The organism is Amycolatopsis pittospori, from assembly GCF_013870525.1.
Taxonomy (GTDB): domain Bacteria; phylum Actinomycetota; class Actinomycetes; order Mycobacteriales; family Pseudonocardiaceae; genus Amycolatopsis; species Amycolatopsis pittospori.
The window spans coordinates 1-15,463 of sequence record NZ_JACBXD010000081.1 but is presented as its reverse complement, the minus strand read 5'-3'; the positions used below and the strand labels follow the sequence as shown (position 1 = coordinate 15,463).

17 protein-coding genes are annotated in these 15,463 nt (G+C 67.8%); 7 read left to right on the top strand and 10 right to left on the bottom strand.

Features of this window, described 5'->3' with window-relative positions:
* Nucleotide 1: 1 nt before the first annotated feature.
* From H5J31_RS31945 to H5J31_RS31935, 3 genes are all read right to left on the bottom strand, one after another.
* Nucleotides 2-295, bottom strand: a complete 294-nt coding sequence (locus tag H5J31_RS31945; RefSeq protein WP_181776390.1) for a hypothetical protein — start codon at nucleotides 293-295, stop codon at nucleotides 2-4.
* An 82-nt stretch (nucleotides 296-377) separates the two neighbouring features.
* Nucleotides 378-1,286, bottom strand: coding sequence for an ornithine cyclodeaminase family protein (locus tag H5J31_RS31940; RefSeq protein WP_181776389.1), 909 nt, complete (start codon nucleotides 1,284-1,286; stop codon nucleotides 378-380).
* A gap of 18 nt (nucleotides 1,287-1,304) precedes the next feature.
* Nucleotides 1,305-2,345 (bottom strand): LacI family DNA-binding transcriptional regulator, encoded by a 1,041-nt coding sequence (locus H5J31_RS31935; RefSeq protein ID WP_181776388.1) that lies wholly within the window; start codon nucleotides 2,343-2,345, stop codon nucleotides 1,305-1,307.
* A 124-nt stretch (nucleotides 2,346-2,469) separates the two neighbouring features.
* Here H5J31_RS31935 and H5J31_RS31930 point away from each other — a divergent pair, with 124 nt between their 5' ends.
* Genes H5J31_RS31930 through H5J31_RS31920 form a run of 3 tightly spaced genes read left to right on the top strand, consistent with a single transcriptional unit; the run spans nucleotide 2,470 to nucleotide 5,039 of the window.
* The gene (locus H5J31_RS31930) at nucleotides 2,470-3,261 is read left to right on the top strand and encodes an ABC transporter permease (RefSeq protein ID WP_236005502.1); all 792 of its coding nucleotides are present in this window, start codon (nucleotides 2,470-2,472) and stop codon (nucleotides 3,259-3,261) included.
* 12 nt (nucleotides 3,262-3,273) lie between these two features.
* Nucleotides 3,274-4,272, top strand: coding sequence for an ABC transporter substrate-binding protein (locus H5J31_RS31925; protein WP_181776386.1), 999 nt, complete (start codon nucleotides 3,274-3,276; stop codon nucleotides 4,270-4,272).
* Nucleotides 4,269-5,039: an ABC transporter ATP-binding protein gene (locus H5J31_RS31920; RefSeq protein ID WP_181776385.1), complete on the top strand. Its 771-nt coding sequence runs from the start codon at nucleotides 4,269-4,271 to the stop codon at nucleotides 5,037-5,039. The genes H5J31_RS31925 and H5J31_RS31920 overlap by 4 nt, the downstream gene beginning before the upstream one ends.
* Here H5J31_RS31920 and H5J31_RS31915 read toward each other — a convergent pair.
* Nucleotides 5,036-5,626, bottom strand: coding sequence for a maleylpyruvate isomerase mycothiol-dependent enzyme family protein (locus tag H5J31_RS31915; protein WP_181776384.1), 591 nt, complete (start codon nucleotides 5,624-5,626; stop codon nucleotides 5,036-5,038). The genes H5J31_RS31920 and H5J31_RS31915 overlap by 4 nt on opposite strands.
* A 24-nt stretch (nucleotides 5,627-5,650) precedes the next feature.
* Nucleotides 5,651-7,087, bottom strand: a complete 1,437-nt coding sequence (locus H5J31_RS31910; protein WP_181776383.1) for a M20/M25/M40 family metallo-hydrolase — start codon at nucleotides 7,085-7,087, stop codon at nucleotides 5,651-5,653.
* 109 nt (nucleotides 7,088-7,196) lie between these two features.
* Here H5J31_RS31910 and H5J31_RS31905 point away from each other — a divergent pair, with 109 nt between their 5' ends.
* Nucleotides 7,197-8,387: a hypothetical protein gene (locus tag H5J31_RS31905; RefSeq protein WP_181776382.1), complete on the top strand. Its 1,191-nt coding sequence runs from the start codon at nucleotides 7,197-7,199 to the stop codon at nucleotides 8,385-8,387.
* Nucleotides 8,388-8,468: 81 nt separating this feature from the next.
* Here the strand turns inward: H5J31_RS31905 and H5J31_RS31900 are convergent, their stop codons facing one another.
* On the bottom strand, nucleotides 8,469-9,650 hold the full coding sequence (locus H5J31_RS31900; protein WP_181776381.1) for an HNH endonuclease signature motif containing protein: 1,182 nt from the start codon (nucleotides 9,648-9,650) through the stop codon (nucleotides 8,469-8,471).
* Between the two features lie 154 nt (nucleotides 9,651-9,804).
* On the opposite strand from H5J31_RS31900, the gene H5J31_RS31895 reads away from it, so the two are divergent.
* Nucleotides 9,805-10,356 (top strand): CbrC family protein, encoded by a 552-nt coding sequence (locus H5J31_RS31895; RefSeq protein ID WP_207899118.1) that lies wholly within the window; start codon nucleotides 9,805-9,807, stop codon nucleotides 10,354-10,356.
* Nucleotides 10,357-10,424: 68 nt separating this feature from the next.
* Here H5J31_RS31895 and H5J31_RS31890 read toward each other — a convergent pair whose 3' ends face one another.
* The 3 genes from H5J31_RS31890 to H5J31_RS31880 are packed head-to-tail and all read right to left on the bottom strand — an operon-like array spanning nucleotide 10,425 to nucleotide 12,533.
* Nucleotides 10,425-10,916: a hypothetical protein gene (locus H5J31_RS31890; protein ID WP_207899117.1), complete on the bottom strand. Its 492-nt coding sequence runs from the start codon at nucleotides 10,914-10,916 to the stop codon at nucleotides 10,425-10,427.
* Nucleotides 10,917-10,946: 30 nt separating this feature from the next.
* A complete protein-coding gene (locus tag H5J31_RS31885; protein WP_181776380.1) occupies nucleotides 10,947-11,405 on the bottom strand; it encodes a DUF6640 family protein in 459 nt (152 codons plus the stop codon).
* 27 nt (nucleotides 11,406-11,432) lie between these two features.
* Nucleotides 11,433-12,533, bottom strand: coding sequence for an FAD-dependent monooxygenase (locus H5J31_RS31880; protein WP_181776379.1), 1,101 nt, complete (start codon nucleotides 12,531-12,533; stop codon nucleotides 11,433-11,435).
* Between the two features lie 97 nt (nucleotides 12,534-12,630).
* Here H5J31_RS31880 and H5J31_RS31875 point away from each other — a divergent pair, with 97 nt between their 5' ends.
* Together H5J31_RS31875 and H5J31_RS31870 are read left to right on the top strand one after the other, a co-directional pair.
* A complete protein-coding gene (locus H5J31_RS31875) occupies nucleotides 12,631-13,341 on the top strand; it encodes a TetR/AcrR family transcriptional regulator (RefSeq protein WP_181776378.1) in 711 nt (236 codons plus the stop codon).
* Nucleotides 13,342-13,528: 187 nt separating this feature from the next.
* Nucleotides 13,529-14,077, top strand: a complete 549-nt coding sequence (locus H5J31_RS31870; RefSeq protein ID WP_181776377.1) for a DUF1062 domain-containing protein — start codon at nucleotides 13,529-13,531, stop codon at nucleotides 14,075-14,077.
* 38 nt (nucleotides 14,078-14,115) lie between these two features.
* Here the strand turns inward: H5J31_RS31870 and H5J31_RS31865 are convergent.
* On the bottom strand, nucleotides 14,116-15,463 hold a 1,348-nt coding region (locus H5J31_RS31865), incomplete at its 5' end, for a helix-turn-helix domain-containing protein (protein ID WP_181776376.1).

The following is a 15,463-nucleotide window of genomic DNA, read 5'->3' as shown; positions in this document are numbered from 1 at the left end:
GTCAGCGGGCCGCGAAACGGGCGATGACGCCCGCCAGGATCACCCAGAACGCCGCGGCCAGGCCGTAGTCGAGGATCACCGCGAGATTCGGGTCACTCACCGGGAAAAGACCCGGCCAGAACAGCGCCAGCGGTCGCGCGAGCGCCTGGATGAAGATGAAGAATCCGTTACCCGCGTTGGCACCCGCGAGCACCATGACCATGTACAGCAGCTCGATGAAAGCGAACAGCGCGCCGATAGCGGTGATTACGCGTACGGCGGTGTTGCTCCTACTGGTGGTTCGCCATCTGGACATGGCTGAAAAGTTCCCGGATTCCGCAATGACAAACGTTTCAAGGGCCAAGTTGCGCCGATCGGCCGTACCCGCGTACTCCCTGCTAGCGGTCGGAGGCGGCGAGTGACCGCGCGATGGCCCAATCCTGTGCCGCGACGCCGACGGACTTGAACACCGTTCTGCCCGTGGTCTTCGGAGGGGCGGGCAAGGCGGCGCCGAGTTCCACGAGCGATCCCCGGTCCAGCAGGCCTTCCCGGACGGCGTGGATGATCTCGCCCGACTCTTCGAGCGCGGCCTCGATCTGATCGACGACGACGATCGACGCGGTCGCGAGCAGGTCCGCCGGGAGTTCGCGCATCGACGGCCGGAACGAGCCGATGGCGTTGACGTGGACGTTCTCCGGCAGGGCGGACACGGCGAAGAGCGGAGTCTCCGACGACGTCGCGCAATTGACGATCTCGGCGTCCGCCAAGGCGTCTTCGACGGTCTCGGCGACCCGGAAGGACACGGCGGGGAACTCGTCGCCGAGCCGTTCCGCGAGCGCGCGGGCGTTCCCGGTGGTGCGGCTGTGGAGCGCGACCTCACGCAGATCCCGCACCGCGGCGATCGCGCGGACCTGGTCGGCCGCCTGCGCGCCCGAGCCGAGCAGTGCCAGTTTCCCGGCGCCGGCCGGGGCGAGCAGGTCGGTCGCGACACCGGTGACCGCGCCGGTGCGCAAAGTGGTCACCGCGACGGCGTCGGCGACGAGCGGTTCGCCGTCACCGGTCCAGACGACCGTGCCGAGGATCGCCGGATCGCGGTCGAGCCGGACACTGAGCGTCTTGACCACCGCGGCCCCCGACGGTTCATGGTGCGCCGTCATCACCAGTACCCGACCGCCGCCGAAGACGAGCCGCTCCGGCTGGGTGAAGTGCCCGGCGGCGAGTTCGGTGAACGCGTCGCGCACGGCCGCCACCGCGTCCCGCATGGGGACGGCCGCGCGGACCTCGTCGGCGTTGAGGGTTCGTGGCATGGGGCCTCCCGTTCGAGCTCAGGAGTCACCTTGCCAGCGGGCGGTGCTTTCCCGCAGGACGACGCGGCCCTGGACCCGCTCGACCCTGGCGCGGCCGGCGCGTTCCGGGAGCATCGCCAGTTCCAGTACCCGTTCGCCCAGGTCTTCCAGCGGCAGCGCGACCGTCGTCAGCGGCGGGGTCAGATCGCGGATCGTGGGGATGTCGTCGAATCCGGCCAGCGAGACGTCGCCGGGGACGCTGAGACCGTGCTCGCGGAACGCGGCGAGTGCGCCGGCGGCCATGACGTCGGTCGAGGCGAAGACACAGGTGGCACGCAGACCACGGCCGAGAAGCCGCTGAGCGGCCGCGTAGCCGCCGTCGCGAGTGAAAGGGCCTTCGACGATGTCTTCACGCTCCACCGTGACTCCTGCGGCAGCGAGGGCTTCGAGGAACCCGTCGACGCGGTCGACGACCGTGGTGAGCAGCGGGGGCCCGGACAACACGGCGAACCGGCGGTGCCCGAGGCCGAGCAGTGCCCGCGCCAGGCCGGCGGCGCCCTCGCGGTTCTCCGGCAGGACCGCGTCGGCCCGCAGCCCGCGATGCCTGCTGATCACGGCGACCCGGCCGCCGGTCGCGCGGTAGCGGTCCAGCTCCTGTCTCAGGCTCTCCTGCCGATCCCGGTCCTCGAAGCCGGACCCGATCAGCAACATCGCGCGCACCCGGTGCCCGCGCATCATCGAGGTGTAGGCGACTTCGCGATCCGGGTCGCGGAACGTGCTGCCCAGCACGACCTGCAGATCGTGGCGGCTCGCCGCGCGCATCACCCCGCGCGCGATGCCGGCGAAGTACGGGTCACCGACGTCGTGGCAGATCACGCCGACCGTGCGGCTGGACGAACTGGCCAGCGCCTGCGCGTGCGCGTTGGGGGAGTAGGCCAGCCGTTCGGCCGCCCGGAGCACGCGCTCGCGCAGCGCCGGGCCGACGCTCGCCGTGCCGTTGAGCACCCGGGACGCGGTCGCCAGTGACACCCCCGCGGCCTTCGCGACGTCACCGAGGGTGCTCTGGGCCTGTTGGACCATTCGTGCTCCTCCCCCTTGACCCGTGTGGCGGCCGGATTCTACGGTACGCCTGAAAGCGCTTTCAGAAAGCGTTTTCTTTCCGGGGGTCGGTGCGGGAGGTTCGATGAAGATCACTCGCCGGGGCATGGCAACCGAAAACCTGCTCGAACGTACTTGGCGGCCGGTGGCCCTGCTCGCCGCGCTGCTGCTCCTCTGGCATCTGGCGACGGCCGCCACCGGGCTCATCGAGCCCTATCTGGTGCCCTCGCCCGCAGCCACACTGAACGTCCTCATCGGTCAGTGGCCCTATCTGTGGCAGCACACCTGGGTCACCACCTACGAAACGGTGCTGGGCTTCGTCCTCGCCGCGCTCGTCGGCGTGCTCACCGCGGTGGCGCTGGTGTCCTCGCCCAATGTGGAGCGGACGGTCTACCCGGTCCTGCTGTTCGCCCAGGTCATCCCGAAGATCGCGATCGCACCGCTGTTCGTGGTGTGGCTCGGGTTCGGGCTGGAACCGAAGATCCTCGTCGCGGTGCTGATCGCGTTCTTCCCGGTGGTGATCTCGATGGTCACCGGGCTCAAGTCGGTCGACCCGGAGATGCTGCACCTGGCGGCGGTGATGGGCGGCGGTCCGCTCAAGACGTTCTGGAAGATCCGGTTCCCCGCCTCGCTCCCGCATCTGTTCTCGGGACTCAAGGTCGCCGTGACCCTGGCCGTCACCGGCGCCGTGGTCGGCGAGTTCGTCGGCGCCAACGAAGGACTCGGCTACCTGATCCTCCAGGCGAACGGAAACCTCGACACCCCGATGCTGTTCGCCGGGCTGATCGTGATGTCCGTCGTCGGCGTCGTCCTGTTCGTCCTGCTCGAAATCGCCGAACGCCTGGTGCTTCCGTGGCACGCGAGCCGCCGGGCCGAAGCCGTCACCACCACCATCTAGCAAGGGATCGCGATGAGGAAACCAGCGATATTCGCCGTTCTGCTCGCCGCGACCCTGGTGCTCGCCGCCTGCGGGGGAAGCGAGACCGGACCGGGCGCCAAAGCGGTCACGCTGACGCTCAACTGGTACCCGTACGGCGAACACGCGCCGTTCTATTTCGGTGTCAAGCAAGGGATCTTCGCCAAACACGGGATCGACCTGAAGATCCAAGCGGGACAAGGCTCCGGCAAGACCGTGCAGGCCGCCGCGGCGAACCAGACGGACTTCGGCTGGGCCGACACCTCCGCGCTGGCGGCCGCCGTCGAACAGGGCGTCGCGGTGAAGAGCGTCGGCGTGTTCCTGCAGACCACTCCCGCGTCGGTGCAGTTCTTCCAGGAGAAGAACATCGGCAAACCACAGGACCTCAAGGGACTCAAGGTCGCCACCACCGCCGGCGACGCGCTCACGAAGACGTTCCCCGCCTTCCTGAAGCAGAACGGGATGGCCGAGACCGACGTACAGATCCAGAACATCGACCCGGCCGGCAAGATGGCCGCGGTCATCTCCGGACGCGCCGACGTCCTCCTCGGTTTCGCCTCCGACCAGGGGCCGACGATCCAGGAGAAGGCCGGGAAACCGGTGTCGTACCTCCGCTTCTCCGAATTCGGGCTGAACTACTACAGCAACGGCCTGATCACCTCGGGCGGCACGCTCGGCAAGGATCCGGATCTGGTGAAGCGCATGGTCGCCGCCACGGCCGAATCCTGGACCGCCGCGGAGAAGGACCCGCAGGCCGCCGTCGACACGATGAAGGGCGCGTCACAGCAGTTGCCGTCGCCCGCGGTCCTGGTGGAACAGTTCAAGACCACGGTGACGTTGCTGCACACCGACGCGACCAAGACGTCCGGACCGGGTGTGAACACCGCCGCGGACTGGAAGTCGACCATCGAGACGTTCCTGCGGACCGGCGTCATCACCAAGGCACAGGAGCCAGGCGCGTACTGGGAAGAAAGCGTGGCACCCCGGGGATGACCGTGACACTCAGGACGGCCGCGGTCGAACTCGACTCCGCCGCCGTGCGCTTCCGCTCCAAGAAGATCGACGTCACCGCGATCCGCGAGGTCTCGCTGTCCGTCGAGCCCGGCGAGTTCGTGTCGATCGTCGGACCGTCCGGATGCGGGAAGTCGACCCTGCTGAAGCTCGTTTCCGGTCTCCTCAAACCGTCTTCGGGCACCGTGCGGCTGCTCGGCGAGCCGGTCACGGGACCGCGGCACGACATCGGGTACGTCTTCCAGCGGGCGGCGCTACTGGAATGGCGTTCGGTCCGGCGCAACATCCTGCTACAGGCGGAGATGCGCGGGATGCCCGCGGCCGAGGCGGCGCGCCGGGCGGACGAACTGATCGCGATGACCGGACTCGCCGGATTCGAGGACGCCTTGCCCCACGAGCTTTCCGGCGGGATGCAGCAGCGGGTCGCGTTGTGCCGCGCGCTACTGCACCGGCCGCGGGTGCTGCTGATGGACGAGCCGTTCGGCGCGCTGGACGCGCTGACCCGCGAACAGATGAACGTCGAACTACGGCGGATCTGGCGGGAGACCGACACGACCGTCCTGCTCGTCACGCACTCCATCGCCGAGGCCGTCTACCTGGCGAACCGGGTGGTGGTGATGACCGCGCGGCCGGGAGCGGTGCGCGAACTGATCCCGGTGGACCTCCCCGAGGAGCGGGAATATTCGGAAACGCTGGCACGACCGGAGTTCAGCACCACCACCGCGCATATCCGGCGGCTGCTGGGTTAGTTTTCGAGTGGAGCACCGCGCCACTGCCAACCGGCGCGGGACGGCCGTCCGGGCAGGTCCGTTCGGTCCGTCGACCAGAGCAACGCGGTCCAGGGATCGACGCCGGTGATTTCCGTGTCGGGGAACATTCGCGCCGTCACGCGTGAACAGACGTCGCGTGGCGGATCGAGGGTGACGCCGAGACCCCTGGCCATGTCCTCGCCGTGGACCAGGACCTCGACGCACCCCATTCCGGCGAAGCCTTCGACGTCGGCACGGCCGCTCGGGTGATACGCGCGGACGTCCGGGTCCACCGTGCGGAGAGTGGCGCCCAGGATCCCGGCGCCCACCGTGACGAACTCCAGCATCTCGGTGGGCGTCGCGGCCTTGTCGGCGACGGACTCGAAGCAGACGAACCGCGGTGTCGAAGGCCGGGCGAGCAGCAGTCCTGCGTAGGAGATGAGGCAGTCGCCGAGATGCTCGGCCGTCCGCCAGGCGTTCAGGTCGCCGGTACCGGGCACCGACGACCAGTCGCGGCTCGCCGCCGTCCGGAGGCCGCCCACGACACTGGCCACCGCCGCGTCGAGATCGTCGGGTGTGATCGTCATCGTGGTATCAGCTCAATCGTGGTATCAGCTCAAAGGTGTCGGGAAAGCGACCGGGCTGCGACGACCGTTCTTCCCGACCGCGCGCACACCGAAGAACACGTTGTCCTTCGACAGATCAACCCTAGCCTCGGTGGCGTCACCGACCCCGATCACCCGCGTCCATTCGGCCGCCGTCGTCTCCCGCCAGACGACCTCGTAGCCGGCGAGATCCGGGTCGGATCCGCGCCGCCACACCAGATCGGTGTCGTTGGTGAGCCGGCTGGTCCGGATCCGGACGTCCTCGGGAGTGCCGGGCGCGGTCGCCAGCGACCACAGCGTGGCGGCGTTCACCCGCGCGACCCTGGCGATGAACGGGAAATCACAGAACTCCGGGAGATCGCCGAACTGCTTGCCGTTCTCCACCCGGACGTCCTGGTGCTGATGCGCGAAGTCCTCGTGCGGCTCGGTGAACCGCGCGGCCGGATAGCCCTGCTCCAGGAACGGAATGTGGTCGCCGCCCCGGAGATAGCGGTCGCGCCGGTAGATCACCCGCACGGACATGCCGGTCGCGTCGTTCTCGGCGACCGACCGCACGAACCGCGCCAACTGCCGCGAAGGCGAATCGTTCTCGCCGCCGACCGCGCGCCGGAGGTCGGCCTGTGCCGGGGTTTCCGACGTCGGCACGCCCTCGGCGAACAACCGGATCGTCCGCGGGTCGCGCGTCCCGTCGTCCGCCCGGCTCGAACCGACGATGTCGTTGGTGAACATCGCCTGCACATTCGTACCGGCGGCCTTGTAGGTGGTGGCCAGATGCCGGGCACCGAACAGGCCCTGCTCCTCACCCGCGACCGCGGCGAACACAATGGTCGCGGCCGGACGCCGGGTCGCCAGCACGCGGGCGAGTTCCATCGCGACGGCCACCCCGGAAGCGTCGTCGTCGGCGCCCGGCGCGTCTTTCGTCGCGTCCAGCGGATCAGAACACCGCGAGTCGTAGTGACCCGAGACGACATAGACCCGTTCGGGAGTGGTGGATCCGCGCAAGGTGGCGACGACGTTGGTGATCGTGGTGGCCACCGGGATCCGGGGCTGCGCTGGCTGCTGGACGTAGGACTGCAACTCGACGGTCATGCGGCCACCCGACTTTTCCGCGGACTTCTTCATCTCCGCGAAGATCCAGTCACGGGCGGCGCCGATACCGCGCACCGGATCGGATTGGGAGGACAGCGTATGCCGCGTTCCGAAGGCGGCGAGCCTGCGTACGGTGGCTTCGATCCGGCGCTCGTCGATTTCGCGGAGGATCGCCCGGAGCTCGGGGTCCGGTCGTTGGGGTGACACGGGACCACCGGGGCCTCGATCGCCCAGTTCGTCGGCGCCGGCCGGGACTCCGGTGAGCGCGACCGACAGTGCCGCTGATGACAGTGCCGCAGATGACAGTGCCGCCGACGTGGACAGGAACTTTCGTCTGGACCGCTCCTCAGCCATTCCTCGTTCCTACGCGGGCCGCCATCGGGCGTCTACCCGCGAAAAGGATGAGCGCGGTGAGCGGTGCATGGGGGAGGATCACCGGGTGATCTTCGGGAAGAGAAAGTCCGTGGCCGAGGCTCTCCAGGAGTTTCTGGAGAGCAGGGGCCTGCGCATCGACGTGCTCGTCGAGGCGCTCGTCCGCGTAGACAAGTCCGGCGACGCCGCCGAGATCGCGGCCGCCTTCGCGACGATCACCGAGACTCCGGCGCTGGTTTCCTCGATCGACGAGTACTGCCGCCCGGCGTACTGGGACTCTGTGCATTACCCGCCCGCTCTTCGCGACGTCGCCGAGCGGTTGAAGCTGGGAAAAGCAGGTCCGCTCACGACGGCTATCGCCGCCTCGCACGGTGACGGCCGTGTCCGGGAACTCGCGGTCGCGAAGATGCTGTCGCGTCCGGCTCCGGTCCAGCTCCCGTTCTTGCTGTTGCGTATGACGGACTGGGCCGAACCGGTCAGCGACGCCGCCCGCTTGGGTGTCATCCGGCTGTTGCACGACCGGCCGGGGACGTATCTCCAGCCGGCCGCCGAAATGATGCTCCATTTGCGTCGTCGGCAGCGTGGGGGATTCGGTGTGAAGCAGCTTTACGCGGCTGCTTACGACGCTCCCGCTCAAGTCCTCGAACAACTGGAACGTTCGGTGAACCTCGCGGTGCGACGGTTCGCTTTGGAGGTGCGGACCCGGCGCGGGGATCTGAAACTGGACCAGCTCGTCCGGCTCGCGTCGCGGGACTTCGACATCGTTGTGCGGTCACGGGCCGGTGACGCCGCGGCCCGTGAGGCCGTCTGGTCCGGTCGCGTGGACTTCCTCCGCCAGTTGGCCGTTTGCCGGCACAACGAAGTGCGGATCAGTGCGCTGACCGGACTCGCGCGGCTCGGTCATCTCGAAGAGATCGTCGCGTTGCTGGACGACCGGTCTTCGTTGATCCGGGCGTTGGCTCGGGATGCCGCTCGGCGGACCGGGATGGACGCCACGGCTTGGTATCGGTCGGCTGTTTCCGCTTTCGCTCAAGGGACGGTTGCATCAGGGACGGCTCCGTCATTGGGAGTCATCGCGGGGTTTGCCGAGTCAAGCCGGACGGAGGACGGACCGCTGTTGTATCCGTTGCTGGGACATCCGTCTGCTCGGGTTCGCGCCTTTGCCTTGGGAGCGTTGCGGATTCTGGACGCCGTTCCGGTCGAGCTGGCGAGGCCGATGCTCGAGGACCCTTCGCGGCGAGTGGCCCGGGCGGCTGTGAAGGCTTTGGGCACGCAGGCTTGAGGAGCGTGAGTTCCTAGGCGGCCGAAGGCGTGACGAGATGGGCCGCCGGGTGTGCACCCCGCAGTCGGCGGTTCTTCGCGCTCAGGACGGTGATTCGTCGTCCTCGGGTTCGGGTCGTGGTTCGTGCAGTGGTTCCGGTGCCGCTTCGTAGGTGTGGCCGCTGGGGGTGGTGATGATCGTGCCGCCGTTGCCGGTGGGTTCGGCGGACCAGCCGGGTTCTTCGCGGAGCAGGTTGTGGCCTTTGCACAAACTGTGGCAGTTGTGGTGGTTGGTCCTGCCGTCGCGGGCCCGGGGGATGATGTGGTCGATCTCGGAGAACTCGGCCGGCCGGTGGCAGCCGGGTTGTGTGCATTCCCGGTCGCGGGCTTTGATCAACCGGGCGAGTGAAGCGGGTGACCGGTACTTGTCGGCGCCGGCTTCCAGCAGTTGACCGGTGGCGGGGTCGGTGATCAGCCTGGACCAGGTGGAGTCGGGGTCGGAGGCGATTTCGCGAACGAGCCAGTCGGGGATGGGGCCGTGGCCGGCGAGGGTCGCGGGGTCGTTACGGGCACCGGCGAGAGTCAAGAAGTCCACGTATACATGGATATGTGCCCGGGGTTTGCCGTGTCCGTCTTCGGCCAGCAACCGTTCGGCGAAGATGTCGGCGCGATGTTGGTCGAGAGTGCGGGACTTGTCCTTCATGCGGCGGCTTTGCGCGGTGCGGCTCATCGAGGCGTAGATGGACCCGGCGACCTCCGCGGGGAGATAGCCGGAGAGCGTGGACATCGTCTCGTCATCGTGCTTCAACGAGGTATGCCGCAACGCGCGTTTCTTCGCGGCGCGTTCGTGATAGCCGGCGGAGTCGAACTTCTGCACCGCGTGGCTCACCGAACGGCGGATCGCCTCCGGATCACGCTCGGCGAGACGGTTCGCCATCCAGGCATCCACCTGGGCGGCGACCTCATCCGACACCTCCCGGGTCAACTGCGTGACCTTGGAGGCCTTGAACAGATCGATGTCGCCGTTGTCCAATGCCGCCAACGTTTGCGGCAGACGTCGCACCAGCGCGCAGGCGATTTCCAGCAGCAGGAACGCTCGATTGCGGGAGACCGAGAAGCGCAGGGCGACTTCCTCGGTCATCGATCTTCGCGATCCGGCGACAGCAGCGAAATCGGCTAACGCCCGCACCTGACGCCCCTGCGCCTGACGAAGCAGAACCTCCTCGTCGAACGCGGCATCCAGAAAGCGAGCGGTCTTCGGGTTATGAGCAAGAGTCGGGGTCATGACCATGATCGTACTCGAACAGGCGTTCGAGTTCACGTAGTTTCGTGATCGGGTTTACGCGGAGAGTGAACGGTCCTGTCTCGACGACTTGGTGCTTCGCTGGGTGACCATCGCGTCGACAACCGCGTGCTCGACCTGGGATAGAGTCGGTGATGTGGATTCGCTGCCTACGTTCCGGTTCAGCCCGAATGCCTACGAACTAGGCTTCTTCGTTGCCGAGCCACTGCTTTGCTCGTGCTGCGAACGCGACCGCGAGTGGCGATACCGGGGCAGCTTCTACACCCGCGCGGACGACGTCCGCCTCTGTCCGTGGTGTGTCGCCGACGGTAGTGCCGCCAGAAGGTTCGGCGGATCTTTTTCCGACTGGCTGGGCATAGACGGTGTCCCGATCGAGCCGGAAGAACCGCTGGCCGTCGATGAGGATGCCGCTCGCGAGGTCGCTGACCGCACGCCGTCCTATCCGTCATGGCAACAAGAACAATGGCGATCGCATTGTGGCCTGCCCTGCGCGTTCATCGGATTCGTCGGCGCGGATGACCTGCCTGGCCTGCTGCCCGACCCGGTGTTCGCCCAGGACGTCGATGGAGGCCTGGGCTTTCCCGGCGACTTGCTCCGTTCCTATCTCAGCCCTGACGGCGATCTGGCCGGGTATCTGTTTCGATGCGTGGTCTGTGACGCGCACCGGCTGCACGTCGACGCGTCCTGAACCCGCAAGCGTCGAGGCGGTCGCTCCTTACCTCACCGATGGTCCCGAACAACTGTTGCGAACCGTGATCAGGACGTTTGGCATCCGGTGATGGTCACTGCCTCGACGCGGTGATATCGCGCAGCGTCGGGAGGTAGTCCGTCGCGGGCGATCACCCATTCGTCGCAGAACGAGGCAACGGCCAGGTTCCCGGTGTCGAACTGGAAGAGGACGCCTCCGACAGCCGGTTCTGTGGAGTACCCCCAGATCAGGGTGGCATCACGAAGGCGGGAACCAACGAACGCGGCGAGAAGGCTCGGCTGTCGACCGGGGCCGACCTTGCTCTGGCCGTACTCGCGCATGTCGTAGGAGGAGTGCGGCTCCGATTCCGCCAGCCGAAGCATCTCGCCGCTGCCGCGCACCGCCAGAACGGGGATGCCGGGAAAATGCAGCCAGAACATCAACAGTGCGTTCTGCCGGTTTTCGTACCAGTGCCATTCTTCGGTCACCGACTCCAGCGTCAAGTCCAGCCTGGCCTGTAGCAGCACCGAAGTTCGAGCGCTGCCGTCTGGAATGACCATCGTCCGAGAATACGCGGCATGACCGATCGGTTATCGAGGAACTCCGCCGCGAGTACCGGGATCCGCGGGAGTCCGCAGTGTCGCCACGATCGCGGCACCCAGGGCCAGAAGCAGGACTACCGCCAGGAAGACCTGTCCGTGCATGCCGAGGATGAACCTGGTCTGACCGGCGAACTCGGGATCGTAGGTGGCGGTGTCGGGGAACAGGAAAGCGCCGGCCATGCCGAGCCAGGGGGTGGCCAGGATCGCCGCGGCGCAAAGCAGCCGGCCTCGCGGGTTCCCGGCCCGTCGCAGGACGAGGGTCAGGCCGATGATGCCGAGAAGCACTGTCATCACCATGTACTGGGCGTCGTGGAACTTGGCGTGGGGAGGCCAAGCGGGGTTGAAGGCGTGCTGTGCGGCCAGATCGGGGATGACCAGATCGGCGAGTACGGCACCGACCGCGGTGATCACTCCGACGGCGGCGATCACGATTCGGGGGAAGAGCATCTTGTCGGCCTTTCGTACATGTGGGGCTCAGGGCGTCCAGCCGTAGGCGGCGGTGGCTGAGCGAGCGAAGAGCGAGTTCGGCAGTAGGGGAAGAGTCGCGTCGCGTAGGGCGGTCAGTGGTGGCGACGTCCAATGCGCGGGAGCGCCGACCTGCCGGGAGCGGCGGGCGATCATCTGGGTACGTGGCCTGCGAACACGGTCGTATTCCTCCAGCCCCGCCCGTACGCCGAGGGTGTCCACCGCCGCGGCGAGCGTGACCGCGTCCTCGAGCGCCTGGCAGGCGCCTTGGCCCAGATTGGGGGTCATCGCGTGCGCGGCGTCGCCGAGAAGCGCGACGTTCCCGGTGACGTACGTTTCCAGCTCGGGTAGTTCGTAGGTGTCGTGCTGTAGCACCTCGCTCGCGGTTTCCAGCAACGCCGGGATGGGGTCGTGCCAGTCCGCGAACCGCTCGCGCAACCGCTCCAGGCCCACGCGGGAGCCGGCCGGGGCGTTGGCCATCAGATAGCAGTAGACGCGGCCGTCGGGCATCGGCACCTGCCCGAATCGTTCGCCCTTGCCCCATGTTTCCACGCTCGCCGCGACGGGCCGAGGGGGTGCGATGAGACGCCAGGTCGTGTATCCGACGTAGCGCGCGCCTGAGACGTGCGGCCAGACCGACCGCCGGGTCACGCTGTGCACGCCGTCCGCGCCCACTACGAGATCCGCGCTGGACGTTCCTCCACTGTGGAGCACCGTGCCATCGGGCTGTACCACGTGCACGTAGGTGCCCGGTCGCAAAGCCTCTGCGTCCACGGCCGAGCGCAGCAGTTCGACGAGAGCAGCACGGTGCACGGTCGCCCACTGGCCGAAGCGGCGTTTCAGGTCGTCGACGTCGTTGCGGATCAACCAGTCCCCGTTCTTACGGCGGATGCCCGCGAGTGGATCGGCCAAGCCGCCGGAGCGCAGGGGATCGCCCAGGCCGAGGGCGTCCAGCGCATGGAGACCGTTGGGCTGGATCGACACCCCGGCACCGATATCGGTGAACTCGGGAGCGCGTTCGAGCACCTCCACCCGCCAGCCGCGCTGCTGGAAGGCGACGGCCGCGGCCAGTCCGCCGATGCCGCCTCCCACGATGGTCACTTTCCCCACGAGCACTCCTTAATGACTCTAGGTTAGCTTAGAGTCATTAAGGAAACATAGATGATCTAGACTGTCAAGAGGCCAGTGGAGCGACCGAGAGGTGAGGATGTCCGCACAGACCGGCAACAGGCGGGAGAGGCTGCGCAAGGCGGCTTTGGGGGAGATTCACGCGGCTGTGCGCGAAATCCTGGTCGAGAAGGGGCAGGCCGCGGTCACCATCAACGCCGTCGCCAGGCAAGTGGGTATGAGCGGCCCGGCCCTGTACCACTACTACAGCGGCCACGACGAGCTCATCGGCGCGGTGACGGCGGACTTCTTCCTCGAATTGGCCGTCACCATGGAACACGCCCGCGACGCCCTCGCCGACGCGCCGGTCGGTGAGCGCATCCTCGCGGTCTGCCGTGCCATGCGCAGCTGGGCCGTCGCCCATCCGGCCGAGTTCGGCTGGATCTTCGCCAGTCCGATCGCCCCGCCGAACCGGCGGCCGGATTCGGAACGCCACCAAGCCGCGCAGCGGTTCGAGCAGGTGCTCCGGGACCTCACGGTCGAGTTGTGGCGGACGCGCCCGTTCCCGGTACCCGAGCCGGACGACCTGCCCGAGTCGCTGTGGGAGCAGCTGTCCGCCTATTCCGCCACCATCGGCGGACAACTCCCGCCCGAGGCCGCGCACGTCTTCCTGTCCTGCTGGACCCGGCTGTACGGCTTGCTGTGTATGGAAGTCCTGCACCAGCTGGACTTCGCCTACTCGGACCTGGAACCCGTGTACGAGGAATGCCTGCGCGACCTGACCGGAATTCTCGGCCTCGACCAGAAGTGAGGGCGGCCGAAATTCGGTGGAGCGGTGCCGTGTCCGCCGTTACCGTGCTGCCGAGCCGAGTCGCCTAGCGAAAGACCTGCCGTTGTACACCCTGTGAGACCTCCCGAGCGCTGATTCGTCGCGCGTCGCGCCTTGTGCGCCGCGCTCCTTTTTGCTGCGGATTTCTCACTGAAACGGGTGTACTCCCATGCTCGAAAACTGGGTGGTCGTACCCACCTGCCTGCCACTCGTTCTCCGTCGTTGTCACGTCTGCTCGTCCGAGACCTTCCGGACGAGCGGCAAGTTCCGTGTCAACGCCAATCACAAGCTCATCGACGTCTGGCTCCTCGCGCTCTGCACCGCTTGCGGGGAGACCACGAAACTCACGGTCCTGGAGCGGACGAGGGTGCGCTCCGTGCGACCGGATCTGCTGGATCGGTTGCACGACAACGATCCTGGACTCGCGGCCGAAGTGCTCCAGGATCCGGTCGTGCGACGCCGTAATCGCATCGCGCTCGATTGGGACGACGCCTGGCGGCTCGACACCGGCGGAATGGATTACCGGGACCGCGAGGTGATCGACGTGTCGGTTCGCTTCGCGGCGCGGATCCCGGTCCGGCCGGTGCGGCTGATCGCCGAAGGGTGCGGTCTTTCGCGGGCGGAGGTCGAGAGACTGATCGTGGCGGGGAAGGTCGTGTCGGCTGTCCGGTTGAGCGGCAAGCTCTCCGGCGACTTCACCTTCACCCTCAAGCGTTGAGGCAGGGGCCTGCCCGGCGAGAATCCGCCGGGCAGGTTCTAGGCCTCGGTGGCGGGAAGCAGTTCCCGCAGCATCGCCAGCAACTCCCGGCGGTCCCCGGCCCCGAGTTTCCCTCGGATCCGGGCCACGTGATGCTCCACGGTCTTCGCCGAGATGAAGAGCGTGCTCCCGGCCTGTTTGTAGGTCATCCCGTCGACGACCAGCCGGGCGACCTCCAGTTCCCGTTCGCTCAAGGCACTCGATCCGGTGGCCGCGACAGGTTCCGGAGCGCGCCCCTGGAACTGGCGTGCCGCTTCGAGCAGCTGCACCATCGCCCGCCGGTCCGAAGTCCGGATCGCCGCCTGGCCGGCGAGCCGTGACGCGTCCCAGCAGAGCCCGAGTTCGTGCAACTCCCCGGCGGCCGCGGAAATCGGTTCGGGGTCGAAGGTGCCGCTCAGAACCGCGAGCCAGCAGGTCGCGGCCGAAGCCAGCGCCGCCGGATACCGCCCGCAGGAGGCGAAATCGTTCAACGCCGCCAAATGCTCCGAAGCGGCGGTGCCGTTCTCCACGGTGATCGCGGCGTGCAGTTCGTGCCAGCGAAGGGTCGCCGTCCACAAGGGAGGGTTGCCGAGACCGTCGAGCACCGTATGTGCCCGCTCCAGCTGCCCGGCGAGTTTGGCGCTCGCGCCGGCCCGCGCGGCCGCGATCGCGAGTTCTCCCAGCGGTAGCAACGAATACAGGTCCGGCTGCTGACGCATCGACGCCTGATAGGCCCGGTCCCAGGACCGTTGCAGTCCCGGAAGGTCGCTGGCTCGCCGTGCCAGGCCCAGTTGAAGGGTGGCGGCGAAGAGTTCGTCGCGGGCTTCGAGGCCGTCCGGTGACATCAGGGAATCCGAGGCGGTCTTGAGGTCGCCCGCGGTCATCGCGACCCAGCCGAGCAGCAGCCGGTGACGTTTCGCGAGGAGGTCTCCGCCGATGCGGCCGGCCACCGCGCGGCTCAGCACCGACTCGGCCAGCGCGAGTTCTCCCGAATGCAGGCCCACCAAGGCCGCGAGCGCGGCCGGGCTGTCCGGGAGCGGCGCGGGCGCGCCCGCGGATTCGAGCATCGACGCCGCGCCCAGCAGGGCCGACAGCGTTTCGGCGCCACAGCCGGAGACCGAGCCGGTTATCGCCTGCGCGGTCCGCGAGGCGGCGCCCGCGAACAGGGTCGGGACCTCGGGCGTTTCCAGGACGCCACGGGCGGCTTCGAGTTTTCCGGTACCCACCAAGGCGATCGCGGCGAACGCCTTCGATCCCGCCCGGCCGGACCATTGGTACAGCTCGGCACTGTGTGCGAGCTCGCCGCGGTGGGCCATCACCGTGCCGGCCACTTCGGCGCCCGCGGCCCGCGCGTCGGTGTCCCCGGTG

What these genes read in the sequence shown, in the direction of transcription:
- H5J31_RS31945 (WP_181776390.1), bottom strand. Translation starts at nt 295, where the DNA reads ATGTCCAGATGGCGAACCACCAGTAGGAGCAACACCGCCGTACGCGTA.
- H5J31_RS31940 (WP_181776389.1), bottom strand. Translation starts at nt 1,286, where the DNA reads ATGCCACGAACCCTCAACGCCGACGAGGTCCGCGCGGCCGTCCCCATG.
- H5J31_RS31935 (WP_181776388.1), bottom strand. Translation starts at nt 2,345, where the DNA reads ATGGTCCAACAGGCCCAGAGCACCCTCGGTGACGTCGCGAAGGCCGCG.
- H5J31_RS31930 (WP_236005502.1), top strand. Translation starts at nt 2,470, where the DNA reads ATGGCAACCGAAAACCTGCTCGAACGTACTTGGCGGCCGGTGGCCCTG.
- H5J31_RS31925 (WP_181776386.1), top strand. Translation starts at nt 3,274, where the DNA reads ATGAGGAAACCAGCGATATTCGCCGTTCTGCTCGCCGCGACCCTGGTG.
- H5J31_RS31920 (WP_181776385.1), top strand. Translation starts at nt 4,269, where the DNA reads ATGACCGTGACACTCAGGACGGCCGCGGTCGAACTCGACTCCGCCGCC.
- H5J31_RS31915 (WP_181776384.1), bottom strand. Translation starts at nt 5,626, where the DNA reads ATGACGATCACACCCGACGATCTCGACGCGGCGGTGGCCAGTGTCGTG.
- H5J31_RS31910 (WP_181776383.1), bottom strand. Translation starts at nt 7,087, where the DNA reads ATGGCTGAGGAGCGGTCCAGACGAAAGTTCCTGTCCACGTCGGCGGCA.
- H5J31_RS31900 (WP_181776381.1), bottom strand. Translation starts at nt 9,650, where the DNA reads ATGACCCCGACTCTTGCTCATAACCCGAAGACCGCTCGCTTTCTGGAT.
- H5J31_RS31890 (WP_207899117.1), bottom strand. Translation starts at nt 10,916, where the DNA reads ATGGTCATTCCAGACGGCAGCGCTCGAACTTCGGTGCTGCTACAGGCC.
- H5J31_RS31885 (WP_181776380.1), bottom strand. Translation starts at nt 11,405, where the DNA reads ATGCTCTTCCCCCGAATCGTGATCGCCGCCGTCGGAGTGATCACCGCG.
- H5J31_RS31875 (WP_181776378.1), top strand. Translation starts at nt 12,631, where the DNA reads ATGTCCGCACAGACCGGCAACAGGCGGGAGAGGCTGCGCAAGGCGGCT.
- H5J31_RS31870 (WP_181776377.1), top strand. Translation starts at nt 13,529, where the DNA reads ATGCTCGAAAACTGGGTGGTCGTACCCACCTGCCTGCCACTCGTTCTC.